The 14,450-nt window shown below is 71.9% G+C and carries 13 protein-coding genes; 10 read left to right on the top strand and 3 right to left on the bottom strand.

What is annotated here, in order from left to right; all coding sequences use genetic code 11:
- Positions 1 to 212 precede the first annotated feature (212 nt).
- Positions 213 to 620, bottom strand: a complete 408-nt coding sequence (gene sodN, locus VGX25_RS09845; protein ID WP_326917332.1) for a superoxide dismutase, Ni — start codon at positions 618 to 620, stop codon at positions 213 to 215.
- Positions 621 to 700: 80 nt separating this feature from the next.
- Here sodN and VGX25_RS09840 point away from each other — a divergent pair, with 80 nt between their 5' ends.
- Complete coding sequence (locus VGX25_RS09840; protein WP_326917331.1) at positions 701 to 1,021, top strand: S24 family peptidase; 321 nt, start codon at positions 701 to 703, stop codon at positions 1,019 to 1,021.
- Here the strand turns inward: VGX25_RS09840 and VGX25_RS09835 are convergent.
- The gene (locus tag VGX25_RS09835) at positions 978 to 1,616 is read right to left on the bottom strand and encodes a dTDP-4-dehydrorhamnose 3,5-epimerase (RefSeq protein WP_326917330.1); all 639 of its coding nucleotides are present in this window, start codon (positions 1,614 to 1,616) and stop codon (positions 978 to 980) included. The two genes, VGX25_RS09840 and VGX25_RS09835, sit on opposite strands and share 44 nt — an antisense overlap.
- A gap of 332 nt (positions 1,617 to 1,948) precedes the next feature.
- On the opposite strand from VGX25_RS09835, the gene VGX25_RS09830 reads away from it, so the two are divergent.
- Genes VGX25_RS09830 through VGX25_RS09805 form a run of 6 tightly spaced genes read left to right on the top strand, consistent with a single transcriptional unit; the run spans position 1,949 to position 9,358 of the window.
- A complete protein-coding gene (locus VGX25_RS09830) occupies positions 1,949 to 3,121 on the top strand; it encodes an NADP-dependent malic enzyme (RefSeq protein WP_326917329.1) in 1,173 nt (390 codons plus the stop codon).
- A 46-nt stretch (positions 3,122 to 3,167) separates the two neighbouring features.
- Complete coding sequence (locus VGX25_RS09825; protein ID WP_326917328.1) at positions 3,168 to 5,750, top strand: sensor domain-containing protein; 2,583 nt, start codon at positions 3,168 to 3,170, stop codon at positions 5,748 to 5,750.
- A 60-nt stretch (positions 5,751 to 5,810) separates the two neighbouring features.
- Positions 5,811 to 6,995: an ABC transporter ATP-binding protein gene (locus VGX25_RS09820; RefSeq protein ID WP_414635748.1), complete on the top strand. Its 1,185-nt coding sequence runs from the start codon at positions 5,811 to 5,813 to the stop codon at positions 6,993 to 6,995.
- Positions 6,992 to 7,651 (top strand): ABC transporter permease, encoded by a 660-nt coding sequence (locus tag VGX25_RS09815; protein WP_326917326.1) that lies wholly within the window; start codon positions 6,992 to 6,994, stop codon positions 7,649 to 7,651. The genes VGX25_RS09820 and VGX25_RS09815 overlap by 4 nt, the downstream gene beginning before the upstream one ends.
- Positions 7,648 to 8,403 carry an ABC transporter permease gene (locus VGX25_RS09810; protein ID WP_326917325.1) on the top strand — a complete coding sequence of 252 codons (756 nt, stop codon included), beginning with the start codon at positions 7,648 to 7,650 and terminating at the stop codon, positions 8,401 to 8,403. Before VGX25_RS09815 ends, VGX25_RS09810 begins: the two co-directional genes overlap by 4 nt.
- Before the next feature lie 13 nt (positions 8,404 to 8,416).
- A complete protein-coding gene (locus tag VGX25_RS09805; RefSeq protein WP_326917324.1) occupies positions 8,417 to 9,358 on the top strand; it encodes an ABC transporter substrate-binding protein in 942 nt (313 codons plus the stop codon).
- Here the strand turns inward: VGX25_RS09805 and VGX25_RS09800 are convergent.
- Positions 9,351 to 10,160, bottom strand: a complete 810-nt coding sequence (locus VGX25_RS09800) for an IclR family transcriptional regulator (RefSeq protein WP_326917323.1) — start codon at positions 10,158 to 10,160, stop codon at positions 9,351 to 9,353. The genes VGX25_RS09805 and VGX25_RS09800 overlap by 8 nt on opposite strands.
- 255 nt (positions 10,161 to 10,415) lie before the next feature.
- Here VGX25_RS09800 and hutH point away from each other — a divergent pair, with 255 nt between their 5' ends.
- The 3 genes from hutH to VGX25_RS09785 all read left to right on the top strand — a co-directional run.
- Positions 10,416 to 11,924: a histidine ammonia-lyase gene (gene hutH / locus VGX25_RS09795; protein ID WP_326917322.1), complete on the top strand. Its 1,509-nt coding sequence runs from the start codon at positions 10,416 to 10,418 to the stop codon at positions 11,922 to 11,924.
- On the top strand, positions 11,921 to 13,573 hold the full coding sequence (gene hutU, locus VGX25_RS09790) for a urocanate hydratase (RefSeq protein ID WP_326917321.1): 1,653 nt from the start codon (positions 11,921 to 11,923) through the stop codon (positions 13,571 to 13,573). Before hutH ends, hutU begins: the two co-directional genes overlap by 4 nt.
- Positions 13,573 to 14,450: allantoate amidohydrolase (locus VGX25_RS09785; RefSeq protein ID WP_326917320.1), on the top strand; the 878-nt coding region annotated here is incomplete at its 3' end. The genes hutU and VGX25_RS09785, both read left to right, overlap by 1 nt.

Here is a 14,450-nt window from a genome sequence, read left to right as displayed (position 1 = left end):
GTCCAGCACGCCCAGCCCGACCGCCGAGAACACCGAGCCGCGCACCGTCGAGCAACCCGGCGCCACACCGGCCGACACCGGCGACGAGGGTGGCTGAGCCCGGCTGCGCCAGGCCGTCTCCAGGCCGCCGAAAGGTCACCGGACAACGCGAAACGGCGCTGATCAACGGAAGACGTTTCCGCTGTTCAGCGCCGCTTCGGGCGTAGGTGACCTCAGCCCTGCTTGGTCTCCCAGAAGATCTTGTCGATCTCGGCGATCAGGTCGAGCAGCTCCTGGCCCGTGGCGGGGTCCATGGAGCCCTTGGCGCCGCTGGCGCCGGCGGCCTTGGTGGCCTTGTTGAACAGCTCGTGCAGTTGGGGGTACTTCTCGAAGTGCGGGGGCTTGAAGTAGTCGGTCCACAGAACCCAGAGGTGGTGCTTGACGAGCTCGCTGCGCTGCTCCTTGATCAGGATGGCCCGGGCGCGGAACTCGGGGTCCTCGTTGTCCTGGTACTTCTGCTGGATGGCCTTGACCGACTCGGCCTCGATGCGCGCCTGGGCCGGGTCGTAGACGCCGCACGGGAGGTCGCAGTGCGCGGTGGCCTCGAGACGGGGTCCGAGAATGCGCGACAGGAGTCGCATCTTCCCTCCTGATTGGGTGATTGCTTCGGCAATTCGGACCCTACTCCCGGCAGGCTGATGCGGCAGACGGAGGTGATCGTTTGAGGGCGGGCGAGCTCTGGTGGCTGCGCCAGGTCCGGGTGCGTGGCGACTCGATGCGACCGGTGCTGGCCGACGGCGATCTCGTGCTGGCCCGGCTGGGCGCCCCGGTCCGGCCGGACGACCTGGTGCTGGTGCGCTGGGCGCGGCGACCGGGGCAGCTGTCGATCAAGCGGGCGATGTGGCGGGACGGCGACGGGTGGTTCGTGGTCAGCGACAACGTGATCCCGGAGGCGCGGGACTCCAACCACCTGGGCCCGGCGGAGGTGGTCGGGGTGGTCAGGTGGCGCCTGTGGCCCCGGCCCGGGCGGCTGCGGCGGTAGTGCGCAGCCGCTCGTACCACACCGCGCAGTCTGCGTAGCCGGGCAGCAGGCCGGCGGCCTCGGCCTCGGCCAGGGTGGGCGCCGCGGCGTCCTTGTCCGACAGCAGCGGCTCCAGACCGGCCGGCCATGGCAGGCCGAGTGCGGGGTCGAGCGGGTGGATGCCGTGCTCGGCGGCGGGGTTGTAGGCCGTCGAGCACAGGTAGGAGACCACCGTGTCGTCCTCGAGCGCGACGAACGCGTGCCCGACGCCTTCCGGCAGGTAGATGGCCCGGAAGGCGACCGAGTCGAGCCGCACGCAATCCCAGGCGCCGAAGGTCGGCGAGCCGACCCGGAGGTCGACCACGACGTCGAGCGCCGCGCCGCTGGGGCAGTAGACGTACTTGGCCTGGCCGGGCGGGACGTCGGCGAAGTGCAGGCCGCGCAGGGTGCCGCGGCGGGACCGGCTGTGGTTGCTCTGCGCCAGCCGCAGCGGGTGGCCGACCGCGGCGACAAAATGCTCTTCCTGGTAGGGCGCGACGAACATGCCGCGCGCGTCCGGAAATGTCCGAGGGGTGAACTCGAACGCGTCCCGAACGGCCAACTCGCGCGCCTGCATGGCGTTCAACACTAGTGAGAGCTTCCGGCCCTGCGAGGATGGGCCGAATGTCACAGTCGTGTGATCCCTGCCGCAGACATCGCGCAAGCGGCCTGAGAGACTGTTCGTACCGCAGCGTCCTTCGCCGCCTGCATTACCACGCAGCGGCGGTACCAAGCCAGCCGGCGCCACCAGCCATTCGGTCATACCGCGATCGAAGCTCCAGTGCGTCGCAAGTGCGTGTGGCTACGGTCCGGCAAAGGTCGACATCGCCCACGCACCGCCACTTCAGGAGGACGCCCGTGACCGCAGTGAACGATCAGGCGTTTGACACAGACATCGACGACCGAGCGGTGAGCGATGTGAATGACAACCCGATCACCGATGACGAGATCTTCCGCGCGCACGAGGGCGGCAAGCTCGGCATCGGCGTGACCTCCCCGATCTCCGACCCACGCGCCCTGGCCATCGCCTACACGCCGGGGGTGGCGAAGGTCAGCCGCGCCATCGCCGAGGACGCCTCCCTTGCCGCGCGGTACACCTGGGCCCACCGGGTGGTGGCCGTGGTCAGCGACGGCACCGCGGTGCTCGGCCTCGGCGACATCGGCGCCAGCGCCTCGCTGCCCGTGATGGAGGGCAAGGCGGCGCTGTTCAAGACGTTCGGCGGGCTCGACTCCATCCCGCTGGTGCTGGACACCACCGACGTGGACGAGATCGTCGAGACGCTGGTGCGGCTGCGCCCGTCGTTCGGCGCGGTCAACCTCGAGGACGTCGCCGCCCCGCGGTGCTTCGAGCTCGAGCGGCGCCTGATCGAGGCGCTGGACTGCCCGGTCATGCACGACGACCAGCACGGCACCGCCGTCGTCCTGCTGGCCGCCCTGCGCGGCGCCAACCAGGTGCTCGACCGCAAGCTCGACGACCAGCGCGTGGTCATCGCCGGCGCCGGCGCGTCCGGCATCGCCTGCGCGAAGATCCTGCTCGCGGCCGGTGTCGGGGACGTGACCCTGCTCGACTCGCGCGGCATCGTCCACGCCGGCCGGGACAACCTGAACTCGATCAAGGCGGAGCTGGCCGGGGTGACCAACCTGGCCGGGCTCCGCGGCGGGATGGCCGAGGCGCTGGCCGGCGCCGACGTGTTCGTCGGACTATCCGCGTCGACCGTGCCCGAGGAGCTGATCGCCACGATGGCGCCGTCCGCCATCGTGTTCGCCCTGTCCAACCCGGATCCGGAGATCCACCCGGACGTGGCGGCCAGGCACGCGGCGATCGTGGCCACCGGTCGCAGCGACTTCCCCAACCAGATCAACAACGTGCTGGCCTTCCCCGGAATCTTCCGCGGGGCGCTGGACGCCGGCGCGCGGCGGATCACCGAGAACATGAAGCTGGCCGCGGCCGAGGCGATCGCCGCGGTGGCCGCCGAGGATCTCGCCCCGGACTTCATCGTGCCCAGCGCGGTCGACCCGAGGGTCGGTCCGGAAGTCGCCGCGGCGGTTTCTCGGGCTGCGCGGGAAGACGGGGTAGCCTGAGAGCCCGGCGAGAAGATCTGCGGCCGGGGGGCGGAAGGATGGCGCCGTGGCCGAGCACGTCGTGCGCGCCGAGCTGCCCCTGGGCGGGGTCCAGTCCGGCGACTTAGGCATGGCCGTTGACCAGGCCCTATCCGCTCAACCCCTGTTCTCCGCCGACGGCGTGTCCGCGGCCGGGGACGACCCGGTGGTCGAGCGGGCCCTGCTGCTGGAGGCGCAGCGGCTGGCCCGCATCGGCAGCTGGAGCACCGACCTGCGGACCGGCCAGGTCTACCTGTCCGAGGGGATGCGCACGCTGCTCGGGCTGTCCGCGGACTGCACGGCCAAGGACGCCCTGGCCCTGGTGCACGTCGACGACCTGCCGACCATCGAGGCGTTCCGGGCCAAGCTGCGCTCCGCAGAGCCGGACGAGGTCGTCGAGCTGGAGGTGCAGGACAGCTCCGGCAACGCCACCTTCATGGTGCGCGGCCAGACCGAGCGCGACGCCAAGGGCGAGGTCGTGCGGGTGTACGGCACCATCCAGGACATCACCGTGCACCACGCGGTCGAGCGGCAGGCGCTGCAGGACCGCCGGCTGTTCAGCGACGCCCAGCGGGTGGCGCGGCTGGGCACCTGGGAGTGGAACACCGCCACCGGCGAGGTCGTGTGGTCGACGATGCTCTACGAGCTGGTCGGCATCGAGCCCGGCACCCCGGTCACCTATGCGGACTTCCTCCGCTCGGTCCACCCCGAGGACCGGGACCGAGTGGACCAGGCCTGCCGGCAGCTCGCCGCCGACGGCCTTCCGATGGACGTGGAGTTCCGGGTGGTCCGCCCGGACGGCACCCGGCGGGTGTTCCGCAGCCACGGCGAGCCGCTCGGCACCGCCAACGGCGCGCCGATCATGATCGGCACCGCGCAGGACATCACCGAGCAGCGCTCAACCGAGACCCGGATGATGCGCTCCAGCCAGCGGTTCAGCGACCTGGTCGCGATCACCCCGGTCGGCATCGGGCTGCTCGACGACGCCGAGCGCATCGTCGACGCCAACGAGGCGCTGTGCCGGCTGCTCGGCATGGACCTCGAGCGGCTCCGCGGAATGTCGGCCGAGCAGCTCATCCATCCCAGCGACCAGGGCCGGCGGCTGCTCGCCGGGCGCGACGGCGGCCGGCACGGCACCGGCCCGTTCCGGGTCGGCCAGCGGGTCCTGGCCACCGTGTCCGGCAAGCCGGTGTACTGCGAGCTGTCCGCCACGGTGTCCGTCGCCGACGACGGCCAGCGGTTCTGGCTGGTCGTGTTCGCCGATGTCACCGAGCGGCGCAAGGCCGCGGAGCGGCTGCATTACAAGGCCACCCACGACGACCTGACCGGGCTGCCCGGCCGGGCGGCGGTCAAGGAGCTGCTCGGCCAGCTGCTCGGCGGTCCGGACGCGGCGAACGTGGCGCTGCTGTTCTGCGACGTGGACAACTTCGGGCGGGTCAACGACTCGCTCGGGCACGACGTCGGCGACGAGCTGATCATGGCGCTGGCCCGGCGGCTCGAGCGCGGGCTGCCACCGTCCTGCACGGCGGCGCGGATGTCCGGCGACGAGTACGTGGTGATCTGCTCCGACGTCAACGAGGTCGGGGGAGTGGAGGCGCTGGCGAACCGGGTGGCGACGCTGCTGCGGACCGCGGTTCCGGTTCGCGGCCAGCTGTTACGGGTCTCGGCGGCGATCGGGGCGGCGGTGCCCAGCGGCCCGGAGACCACCGGGGCGGACCTGCTGCGGTTCGCCGACGCGGCCATGTTCGACGCCAAGCGGCGCGGCACCGGGCGGGTCTCGGTGGCCTCCGCCGAGATGATCGCCTCGGCCAACAGCCAGATGATGCTCGAGGGCCAGCTGCGCGACGCGATCTCCAACGACGTGCTCGTGCTGCACTACCAGCCGGTCGTCGGCCCGGACGGCACGGTGCTGTCGGCCGAGGCGCTGGTGCGCTGGCCGCACCCGGAGCGCGGGCTGCTGGCCCCCAACGAGTTCCTGCCCGTCGCCGAGCAGGGCGACCTGATGCGCGAGCTGGACCGGTGGGTGCTGCGGACCGCGATGCGGGAGGCCGCCAGGTGGCCGATGATGGCCGGCGCGGTGCTCGGCGGCGGGGTCAGCGTCGCGATCAACCTTGGCGGCCTCGTGCCGAGCGACCCGGACTTCGTCGACGTGATCGCCAACGCCGTGCTGGAGTCCGGCATCGAGTGGGACCGCGTGGTGCTGGAGCTGGTCGAGACGAGCCTGATCGACCTGCCGACCCGCAGCCGGGCGGCGATGGTCGACCTGACCGAGCGCGGCATCCGGTTCGCCGTCGACGACTTCGGCACCGGCTTCTCGTCGCTGGCCAGGCTCAAGGAGCTGCCGGCGCAGATCGTCAAGGTGGACCGCCGCTTCGTCGCCGGTGTGGCCACCGACGCCTCCGACTTCGCGATCGCCCGCGCCGTGGTGGACATGGCCCGTGCGATGGGCCGCAGCTGCATCGCCGAGGGCGTGGAGAACGCCACCCAGTTCCACGTCCTGCGCAGCGTCGGCGTGGAGGCCTACCAGGGCTGGCTGCTGTCCCGCCCGGTGCCCGCCGAGGAGTTCCGCGAGCTGCTCCGCCTTGGGCCGCTGCACATTCCCCGGGACTGAGCTTGCCAAATGGTGGAACGTGGTGCCGCTGTCGGTGGATGCGGCTAGGGTCTTCGAATCATGCGGCCGGCGAGTGGCCGTCTCGACCTGTGGGAGCCTCGAGTGATCGAGTTCCAGGCCGTGACCAAGACGTATCCGGACGGCACCGTCGCCGTCGATCGGCTCGACCTGACCATCGAGGACGGCCGGATCACCGTGTTCGTCGGGCCGTCGGGGTGCGGCAAGACGACTTCCTTACGCATGATCAACCGGATGATCGATCCGACCTCGGGCACGATCCGGCTCAACGGCGCGGACGTCCGTGAGTCGGCGCCGGCCAAGCTGCGCCGGGGCATCGGCTACGTCATCCAGCATGCCGGGCTGTTCCCGCACCGCACCGTGATCGACAACGTGGCCACCGTGCCGGTGCTCAACGGCACCGGCCGCCGGGCGGCGCGGGCAAGGGCGGCCGAGCTGCTCGAGCTGGTCGGGCTGCCGGCCGGGTTGGCCAAGCGCTACCCGGCCCAGCTGTCCGGCGGGCAGCAGCAGCGCGTGGGGGTGGCAAGGGCGCTGGCCGCCGATCCCCCGGTGCTGCTGATGGACGAGCCGTTCAGCGCGGTGGACCCGATCGTCCGGGACGACCTGCAGCAGCAGCTGCTGCGCCTGCAGTCCGAGCTCGGCAAGACGATCGTGTTCGTCACGCACGACATCGACGAGGCGATCAAGCTCGGCGACAAGGTCGCGGTGCTGCGGGTCGGCGGCACGCTTGCCCAGTACGACACCCCGTCGGCGTTGCTGGCCAAGCCGGCCGACGAGTTCGTGGCGTCCTTCGTCGGCCGGGATCGCGGCTACCGGGCGCTGGGTTTCCTTGCCGCCAAAGGGATCGAGCTGGCGCCGGTGGCCAAGGTGCCGCTCGGCACGGAGGTCGGCGCGGCCCGCGGGCGGCTCGAAGGCGGCTGGGCGATCGTCGTGGACGAGCGGGACCGGCCCGCCGGCTGGGTCTCCGCGGACTTGTTGTCCAGTTTGGACTCATCGGCGAAGCTCGAGGCCACGGACCTGATCTCCGGGGGCTCGCTGTACCAAGTGGACGCCGAGGCCGGCGGAACCGCGGGCACGCTGCGCAACGCGCTCGACGCCGCGCTCAGCTCGCCGTCCCAGCTCGGCATCGCGGTGGACGCCGACGGCGCGGTGGTCGGCGGGATCAGCGCGGACACCGTGCTGGCGGCGCTGGGGGCGGCAAGGGAGAGCGGTGAGGTCCCGGTATGAGGTGGGTGCTCGACCACGCCGGTGAGCTGCTCGACACCACCTGGGAGCACCTCGGCCTCGCGCTGATCCCGGTGCTCGTCGGCCTGCTGATCTCCGTGCCGCTCGGCTGGGCCGCGCACCGCTGGCGCGCCGCGAGGGCGATCCTGGTGCCGGCGTCCAGCCTGCTCTACACGATCCCGTCGCTGGCCCTGTTCGTGCTGATGCCGCTGCTGCTCGGCACCCGGATCCTCGACCCGCTCAACGTGCAGGCCGCGCTGACCATCTACACGGTCGCCCTGCTGGTCCGGTCGGTCGCCGACGCGCTGGACGCGGTGCCGGGGGAGACCATCGCCGCGGCCACCGCGGTCGGCTACGGGGCGGTGCGCCGGTTCTTCGCCGTCGAGCTGCCGCTGTCGCTGCCCGTGCTGATCGCCGGCGTCCGGGTGGCGGCGGTGTCCAACATCAGCCTGGTCAGCGTGGGCGCGATCATCGGGGTCGGCGGGCTCGGCTTCTACCTGACCCACGGCTCGCAGCTCTCGCCGCCCAACTACGCCGAGATCGTCGCCGGGCTCGTGCTGATCGTGGTGCTCGCGCTGGTGGTGGACGCGCTGCTGGTCGTCCTCGGCCGGTGGCTCACGCCGTGGACCCGGGCCCGCGGACGGGTGGTGACGGCATGAACATTTTCGAGCAGGTGTGGAGCTGGTTGACCGACCCGGACAACTGGACCAGGAGCATCAACGGACCCGGCATCCCGTACCACGTGCTCAAGCACCTCCAGTACACCGGCGTCGCCATCCTGATCGCCGCGCTGATCGCGGTTCCGCTTGGTATCTACATTGGACACACCGGGCGGGGCAGCTTCCTCGTCGTCGGCATCGCCAACTCGTTCCGGGCCATCCCGGAGCTGGGTCTGCTGATCCTGCTCGTGCTGGCGATGGGGATCGCGCTTGCCGTCGAGGCGGTCACGATCGCGCTGGTGTCGCTGGCCATTCCACCGTTGCTCGCCGGAACGTACGCCGGGATCCGCAACGTAGACCGGGACGTGGTGGACGCCGCGCGCGGCATGGGCATGCGCGAGTGGGACGTCGTGTGGCGGGTGGAGCTGCCGATCGCGTTACCGTTGATCCTGGGTGGCCTGCGCGCGGCCACGTTGCAGGTGATCGCCACGGCGAGCATCGCGGCGTTCGTGTCGCTCGACGGCCTCGGCCGCTTCGTCATCGACGGCAGGGCGTTCGGCGCGGACGGCGGCTACGCCATGATGGCCGGCGGGGCGGTGCTGATCGCCGCCCTGGCCATCGCGGTCGAGCTGGTCCTGGCCGGCGTGCAGCGCCTCGCCGTCTCGCCCGGCCTGCAGACCCGGCGAATGCGCCGGCGGGTGGCCCGGGTGTGGGCGCAGCCGAAGTTGATAACCGCAGAAGAGAGCTCGTGAGGAGAGACCCTTGATGAAACGCGTACTAGCCGGTGTCGCGACCGCGGTCGTTGCGGCGCTGACCATGACGGCCTGCGGGGGTTCCTCCGACCCGCTGAGCAACAACCCACCGGCGCAGGGTGGCGCGACGAGCGGCCCGGTGGCCAAGCCCGACAAGATCATCATCGGGTCGGCGAACTTCCCGGAGAGCGCGCTGCTGGCCGAGATCTACGCCGGCGCGCTGCAGAAGAAGGGCATCACGATCGAGAAGAAGCTCAACATCGGCAACCGGGAGACGTACTACCCCGGCCTGTCGGACGGCTCGATCGACCTCGTTCCGGAGTACACCGGGGTGCTGCTGCAGCACATCAACAAGTCGGCCACCGAGACGTCGCCGGACGAGGTGTACGAGGCGCTGAAGAAGGCGCTGCCGGCCAACCTGACCGTGCTGGACAAGTCCTCGGCCGAGGACAAGGACGCGATCGTGGTCACCAAGGAGACGGCCGACCGGTTGAACCTGAAGTCCATTGAGGATCTCAAGCCGCACGCCAGCCAGATGATCTTCGGCGGTCCGCCGGAGCTGCCCCGCCGTGCCGACGGGTTCCCCGGCTTCAAGAAGAACTACGACATCGAGTTCAAGGAGTTCAAGGCGCTCGACGCCGGCGGCCCGCTGACGGTCAACGCGCTGAAGACCAACGTGGTGCAGGCCGCCGACATCTTCACCACCGACCCGGCCATCACGGTGAACAACTTCGTCGTGCTCGAGGACCCGAAGAGCAACTTCGCCGCCCAGAACGTGGTCCCGCTGATCAACGCCTCGAAGGCCAGCGACGAGGTCAAGCAGGTGCTCAACCAGATCTCGGCCAAGCTGACCACCGAGAAGCTGATCGAGCTGAACGGCAAGCTGTCCGCCCCGGACAAGCCCGACGCCGCCAAGGTGGCCGCCGACTGGCTGGCCTCCGCCGGCATCAGCTGAACGCCTCCCGCACGCTGATCGCGTCCCGGCCGCCGAGCCGAGTGCTCAGCTCGGCGGCCGCCCTGCGGGTGTGCGCCGCGAGGTCGGGCCACGTCTCGCCGCAGTCGCGCGGGCCGGGGCACCGGTGCGGGAACGTCGTGCTGATCGCGGCGATCGGGCGGCCGCCGTGGTCGAACACCGCCGCGGCGACCGAGGCGTAGCCCGCGGTGACGTGCCCGTCCTCCACGGCCCAGCCGCGGCGGCGCTCCTCGGCGAGCAGGCGGCGCAGCGCGGGAAGGTGGGTTGGGCCGCGGCCGGTGCGGTCGACGAAGCTGTCCCGGCTCGGAAACAGCGCCCGCACCTGGGCCGCCGGTATGTGCGCGAGCATGGCGCGGCCGGAGGCCGGGAGCTGGGCGGGCAGCCGGACGCCGACGTCGGTGACGGTCAGATAGGGGTTGGGCGGCTGCTCGCGGAGCAGGTAGAGGATCTCGGCGCCGTGCAGCACGCCGAGGTGCGCGGTGTGCCGGGTGCGCTCGATGAGCCTGCGCAGCACCGGCCGGGCCAGCCGCTCGAGCGGGTCGTGGCGCAGGTAGGCCGAGCCGAGCTCGAAGGTGGCCACGCCGAGCCCGTAGCGGCGCTCCTCGGGCAGGTGCGTGACGAACCCGGCGTCGGCCAGCTCGGACAGCAGGTGGTAGGTCGTCGAGCGGGGCAGCCCGAGCTCGCGCGCCACCGAGGCCGCGGTGACCGGGCCCGCCTTCGTGGCCAGCAGCCGCAGCACGGCCAGCCCTCGCCGCAGCGCCGGCACGTCGCTGCTGCCGCTCACCGATGCCTCCGTTTCCGTTGTCCACAGGCACCCACACTGTGGACAACTACCCCGCCCCCGCCCCCGACCAAGATCCACTCTCGGTTTTCGCCGGTAAACTGCCCACGAACCCACCCCCCACCCCATGTTCGGGGTGGGGGCTGCCTGTTGCGCTTTGGGGGTGCGTGCTCGGTGGTCGATGGGTTGTCTGGGATCTCAGACAGTGTCACTCGGGTCCGAGTCGTGCAACCGGCGTTGGCGCGCTGGGATGGGGGCATGCAGATTCCCGTAGGGGTGGATGGCGGGCCGCTGAGCCGCGAGCAGGTGGTCGCGGTCGCCAGGGGCGGGGTGGGGGTGGAGTTGACCGAGGCGGCGCTGGAGGCGGTGGCCAGGTCGCGGGCGCACGTCGAGGAGCTGGCAAGGGGGGAGCGGCCCACGTACGGGGTGTCGACCGGGTTCGGCGCGCTGGCGGTGCGGCACATCCCGCCGGGGCGGCGGGTGGCGCTGCAGCGGTCGATCGTCCGCTCGCACGCCGCGGGGGCCGGGCCGGCGGTGGAGGCCGAGGTGGTGCGCGCGCTGATGCTGCTGCGGCTGCGGACCATGGCGACCGGGCACACCGGGGTCCGTCCGTCCACTGTGGAGTCGTTGGCGGCGATGCTGAACGCCGGGATCGTGCCGGTGGTGCCGGAGTTCGGGTCGCTGGGGTGCTCGGGCGATCTTGCTCCGCTGTCGGCCGTCGGGCTGGCGCTGATGGGTGAGGGTGACGTGTTCGACGCGGAGGGGGTGCGCCGGCCGGCCGCGGATGCCTTGCTGGAGGCCGGGATCGACGCCGTGCAGCTGGCCGAGAAGGAGGGGTTGGCGCTGCTCAACGGCACCGACGGGATGCTCGGCATGCTGGTGCTCGCCCTGGCCGACCTGCACCGGCTGCTCGACGTCGCCGACCTGACGGCGGCGATGAGCGTGGAGGCGCTGCTGGGCACCGACCGGGTGTTCGCCGCCGACCTGCAGGCGCTGCGCCCGCATCCCGGGCAGGCGGTCTCGGCGGCGAGGATGGCGGCGCTGCTGGCCAACTCGGCGATCATGGACAGTCACCGCACACCGGACTGCAACCGGGTGCAGGACGCCTACTCGCTGCGCTGCGCGCCGCAGGTGCACGGCGCCGCGCGGGACACCGTCGGGCAGGCCGAGCTGGTGGCCGACCGGGAGCTGGCGGCGGCCATCGACAACCCGGTGGTGCTGGCCGACGGCCGGGTGGAGTCCAACGGCAACTTCCACGGCGCGCCGATCGCCTACCAGCTGGACTTCCTGGCGATCCCGGTCGCGGACGTGGCCAGCATGGCCGAGCGGCGCACCGACCGGATGCTCGACGTGGCCCGCTCGCACGGGCTGCCGCCGTTCCTGGCCGACGATCCGGGCGTCGACTCCGGCCATATGATCGCCCAGTACACCCAGGCCGGGATCGTCTCCGAGCTCAAACGCCTTGCGGTGCCGGCAAGTGTGGACTCGATCCCGAGCTCGGCGATGCAGGAGGATCACGTCTCGATGGGCTGGTCGGCCGCGCGCAAGCTGCGCAGGGCGATCGACGGGCTGACCACCGTGCTGGCCATCGAGCTGCTCACCGCCGCGCGGGCGCTCGACCTGCGCGCGCCGCTGACCCCGGCGCCGGCCACGGCGGCCGCCGTCGCCGCGCTGCGCGAGCGGGTGCCCGGCCCGGGCCCCGACCGGCATCTCGCACCCGAGATCGCCGCCGCCGAGGACCTGATCAGATCGGGAGGACTGCCATGAAGGGAGCAAGGCCCGTGCGCGCGGCCCGCGGCTCGACGCTGACCGCGCGGAGCTGGCCGACCGAGGCCGCGCTGCGGATGCTGCACAACAACCTCGATCCCGAGGTGGCCGAGCGGCCCGACGATCTGGTCGTTTACGGCGGCACGGGACGGGCCGCCAGGGACTGGGCCAGCTTCGACGCGATCACCCGCGAGCTCACGGTTTTGCGCGAAGACGAGACTCTGCTGGTTCAATCCGGTAAACCTGTTGGGGTGCTGCGCACGCACGAGTGGGCGCCCCGGGTGCTGATCGCCAACTCCAACCTGGTCGGCGACTGGGCGACCTGGCCGGAGTTCCGCCGGCTGGAGGCGCTCGGGCTGACAATGTATGGCCAGATGACCGCCGGGTCCTGGATCTACATTGGCACGCAAGGGATCCTGCAGGGAACATACGAGACGTTCGCCGCGGTGGCGCGCAAGCGGTTTGGCGGGTCGCTGCGGGGGACGCTGACCGTCACCGCGGGTCTCGGCGGGATGGGGGGTGCGCAGCCGTTGGCCATCACCATGAACGAGGGTGTGGCACTGTGCGTCGAGGTCAACCCGGAGCGGGCCCGGCGCCGGGTGGAGACCCGCTACCTCGACGAGATCGCCGACGACCTCGACGACGCCGTCGCCAGGGTGGAGGCGGCCAAGCGGGCGGGCCGGCCGCGGTCCGTCGGCATGATCGGCAACGCCGCCGAGGTGCTGCCCGAGCTGCTCCGCCGCGGGGTATCCGTCGACATCGTGACCGACCAGACCTCGGCGCACGATCCGTTGGCGTACCTGCCCAAGGGAGTGTCCGTTGAGGACTGGGACGACTACGCGGCGGCGAAGCCGGACGAGTTCACCGACCGGTCCCGCGACTCGATGGCCGAGCACGTCGACGCCATGGTCGGGTTCCTCGACGCGGGCGCGGAGGTGTTCGACTACGGCAACTCGATCCGCGACGAGGCCAGGAAGGGCGGCTGCGAGCGGGCGTTTGACTTCCCCGGCTTCGTGCCCGCCTACATCCGCCCGCTGTTCTGCGAGGGCAGGGGCCCGTTCCGGTGGGCCGCGCTGTCCGGGGACCCGGCCGACATCGCCACGACCGACCAGGCCATCCTGGAGCTGTTCCCGGAGCACGAGTCCCTGGCCCGCTGGATCCGGCTGGCCGGCGAACGCGTTGCGTTCCAAGGGCTTCCCGCGCGGATCTGCTGGCTCGGCTACGGCGAGCGGAACCTGGCCGGCGCCTGCTTCAACGACCTGGTGGCCAGCGGGGAGCTGTCCGCCCCGGTGGTCATCGGCCGCGACCACCTGGACTGCGGGTCGGTCGCCTCGCCGTACCGGGAGACCGAGGCGATGGCCGACGGCTCCGACGCCATCGCCGACTGGCCGCTGCTCAACGCGCTGGTCAACACGGCGTCCGGGGCGAGCTGGGTGTCCATCCACCACGGCGGCGGGGTCGGCATCGGCCGCTCGATCCACGCCGGCCAGGTGACCGTGGCCGACGGCACCGAGCTGGCCGCGCGGAAGATCGAGCGGGTGCTCACCAACGATCCGGCCACCGGCGTGCTGCGGCACGTCGACGCCGGCTACGACGACGCAAGCGAGGTGGCGGCCCGGCACGGCCTGACCGTGCCCATGGCGAGATGATGACCACGGCGACCGGACTGCTGGCGGAGATCGCCACCGTGGGCGCTGACCGGACCCGCGGCGGGTACTCGCGGCACGGGTTCGACCGGTCCGAGCTGGAGCTGCGCGAGTGGTTCACCGCCGAGGCCCGGCGCCGCGATCTCGACGTCGAGGTGGACCGCAACGGCAACCTGTGGGCGTGGTGGGGGACGCCGGAGCCCGGCGCCGTGGTGACAGGCAGCCACCTCGACTCGGTGCCCGGCGGCGGCGCCTTCGACGGGCCGCTCGGCCTGGTGTCCGGGCTGCTGGCGGTGGATGCGTTGCGCGCCAAGGGGTTTGCTCCCCGGCGGCCCATCGCCGTCGTGGTGTTCGCCGAGGAGGAGGGCGGCCGGTTCGGCGTGCCCTGCCTTGGTTCCCGGCTGCTCACCGGCGCGCTCCCGGCGGCAACGGCCCTGAGCCTGCGTGACCCGGACGGGACGTCGCTGGCCGACGCCGTGCGGGCCGCGGGGCTCGACCCGGAGCGGTTCGGGCGCGACGACGTGGCGCTGGACCGGATCGGCGTCTTCGTGGAGCTGCACGTGGAGCAGGGCCGCGGGCTGACCGTCCCGGTCGGGGTGGCGAGCTCGATCCTGGCGCACGGCCGGTGGCGGTTCACCTTCACCGGGGAGGGCAACCACGCCGGGACCACGCTGATCTCCGACCGGCGCGACCCCATGCTGCCCGCGTCCGAGCTGGTGCTCGCCGCCCGCCGCGCCGCCGTGGACGGCGCCAGGGCCACCGTGGGCCGGCTGGTGCCCACCCCGGGCGGCACCAACGTCATTCCGTCCACTGTGGACGTGTGGCTCGACGCGCGGGCCGGGGACGGCGCCCGGACCCGCGCGCTGGTCGAGGAGATCAC

Origin of the sequence: Actinophytocola sp. (genome assembly GCF_035942955.1) — a bacterium.
GTDB lineage: Bacteria > Actinomycetota > Actinomycetes > Mycobacteriales > Pseudonocardiaceae > DASYTH01.
This window is presented reverse-complemented; position numbering and strand designations above follow the sequence as displayed.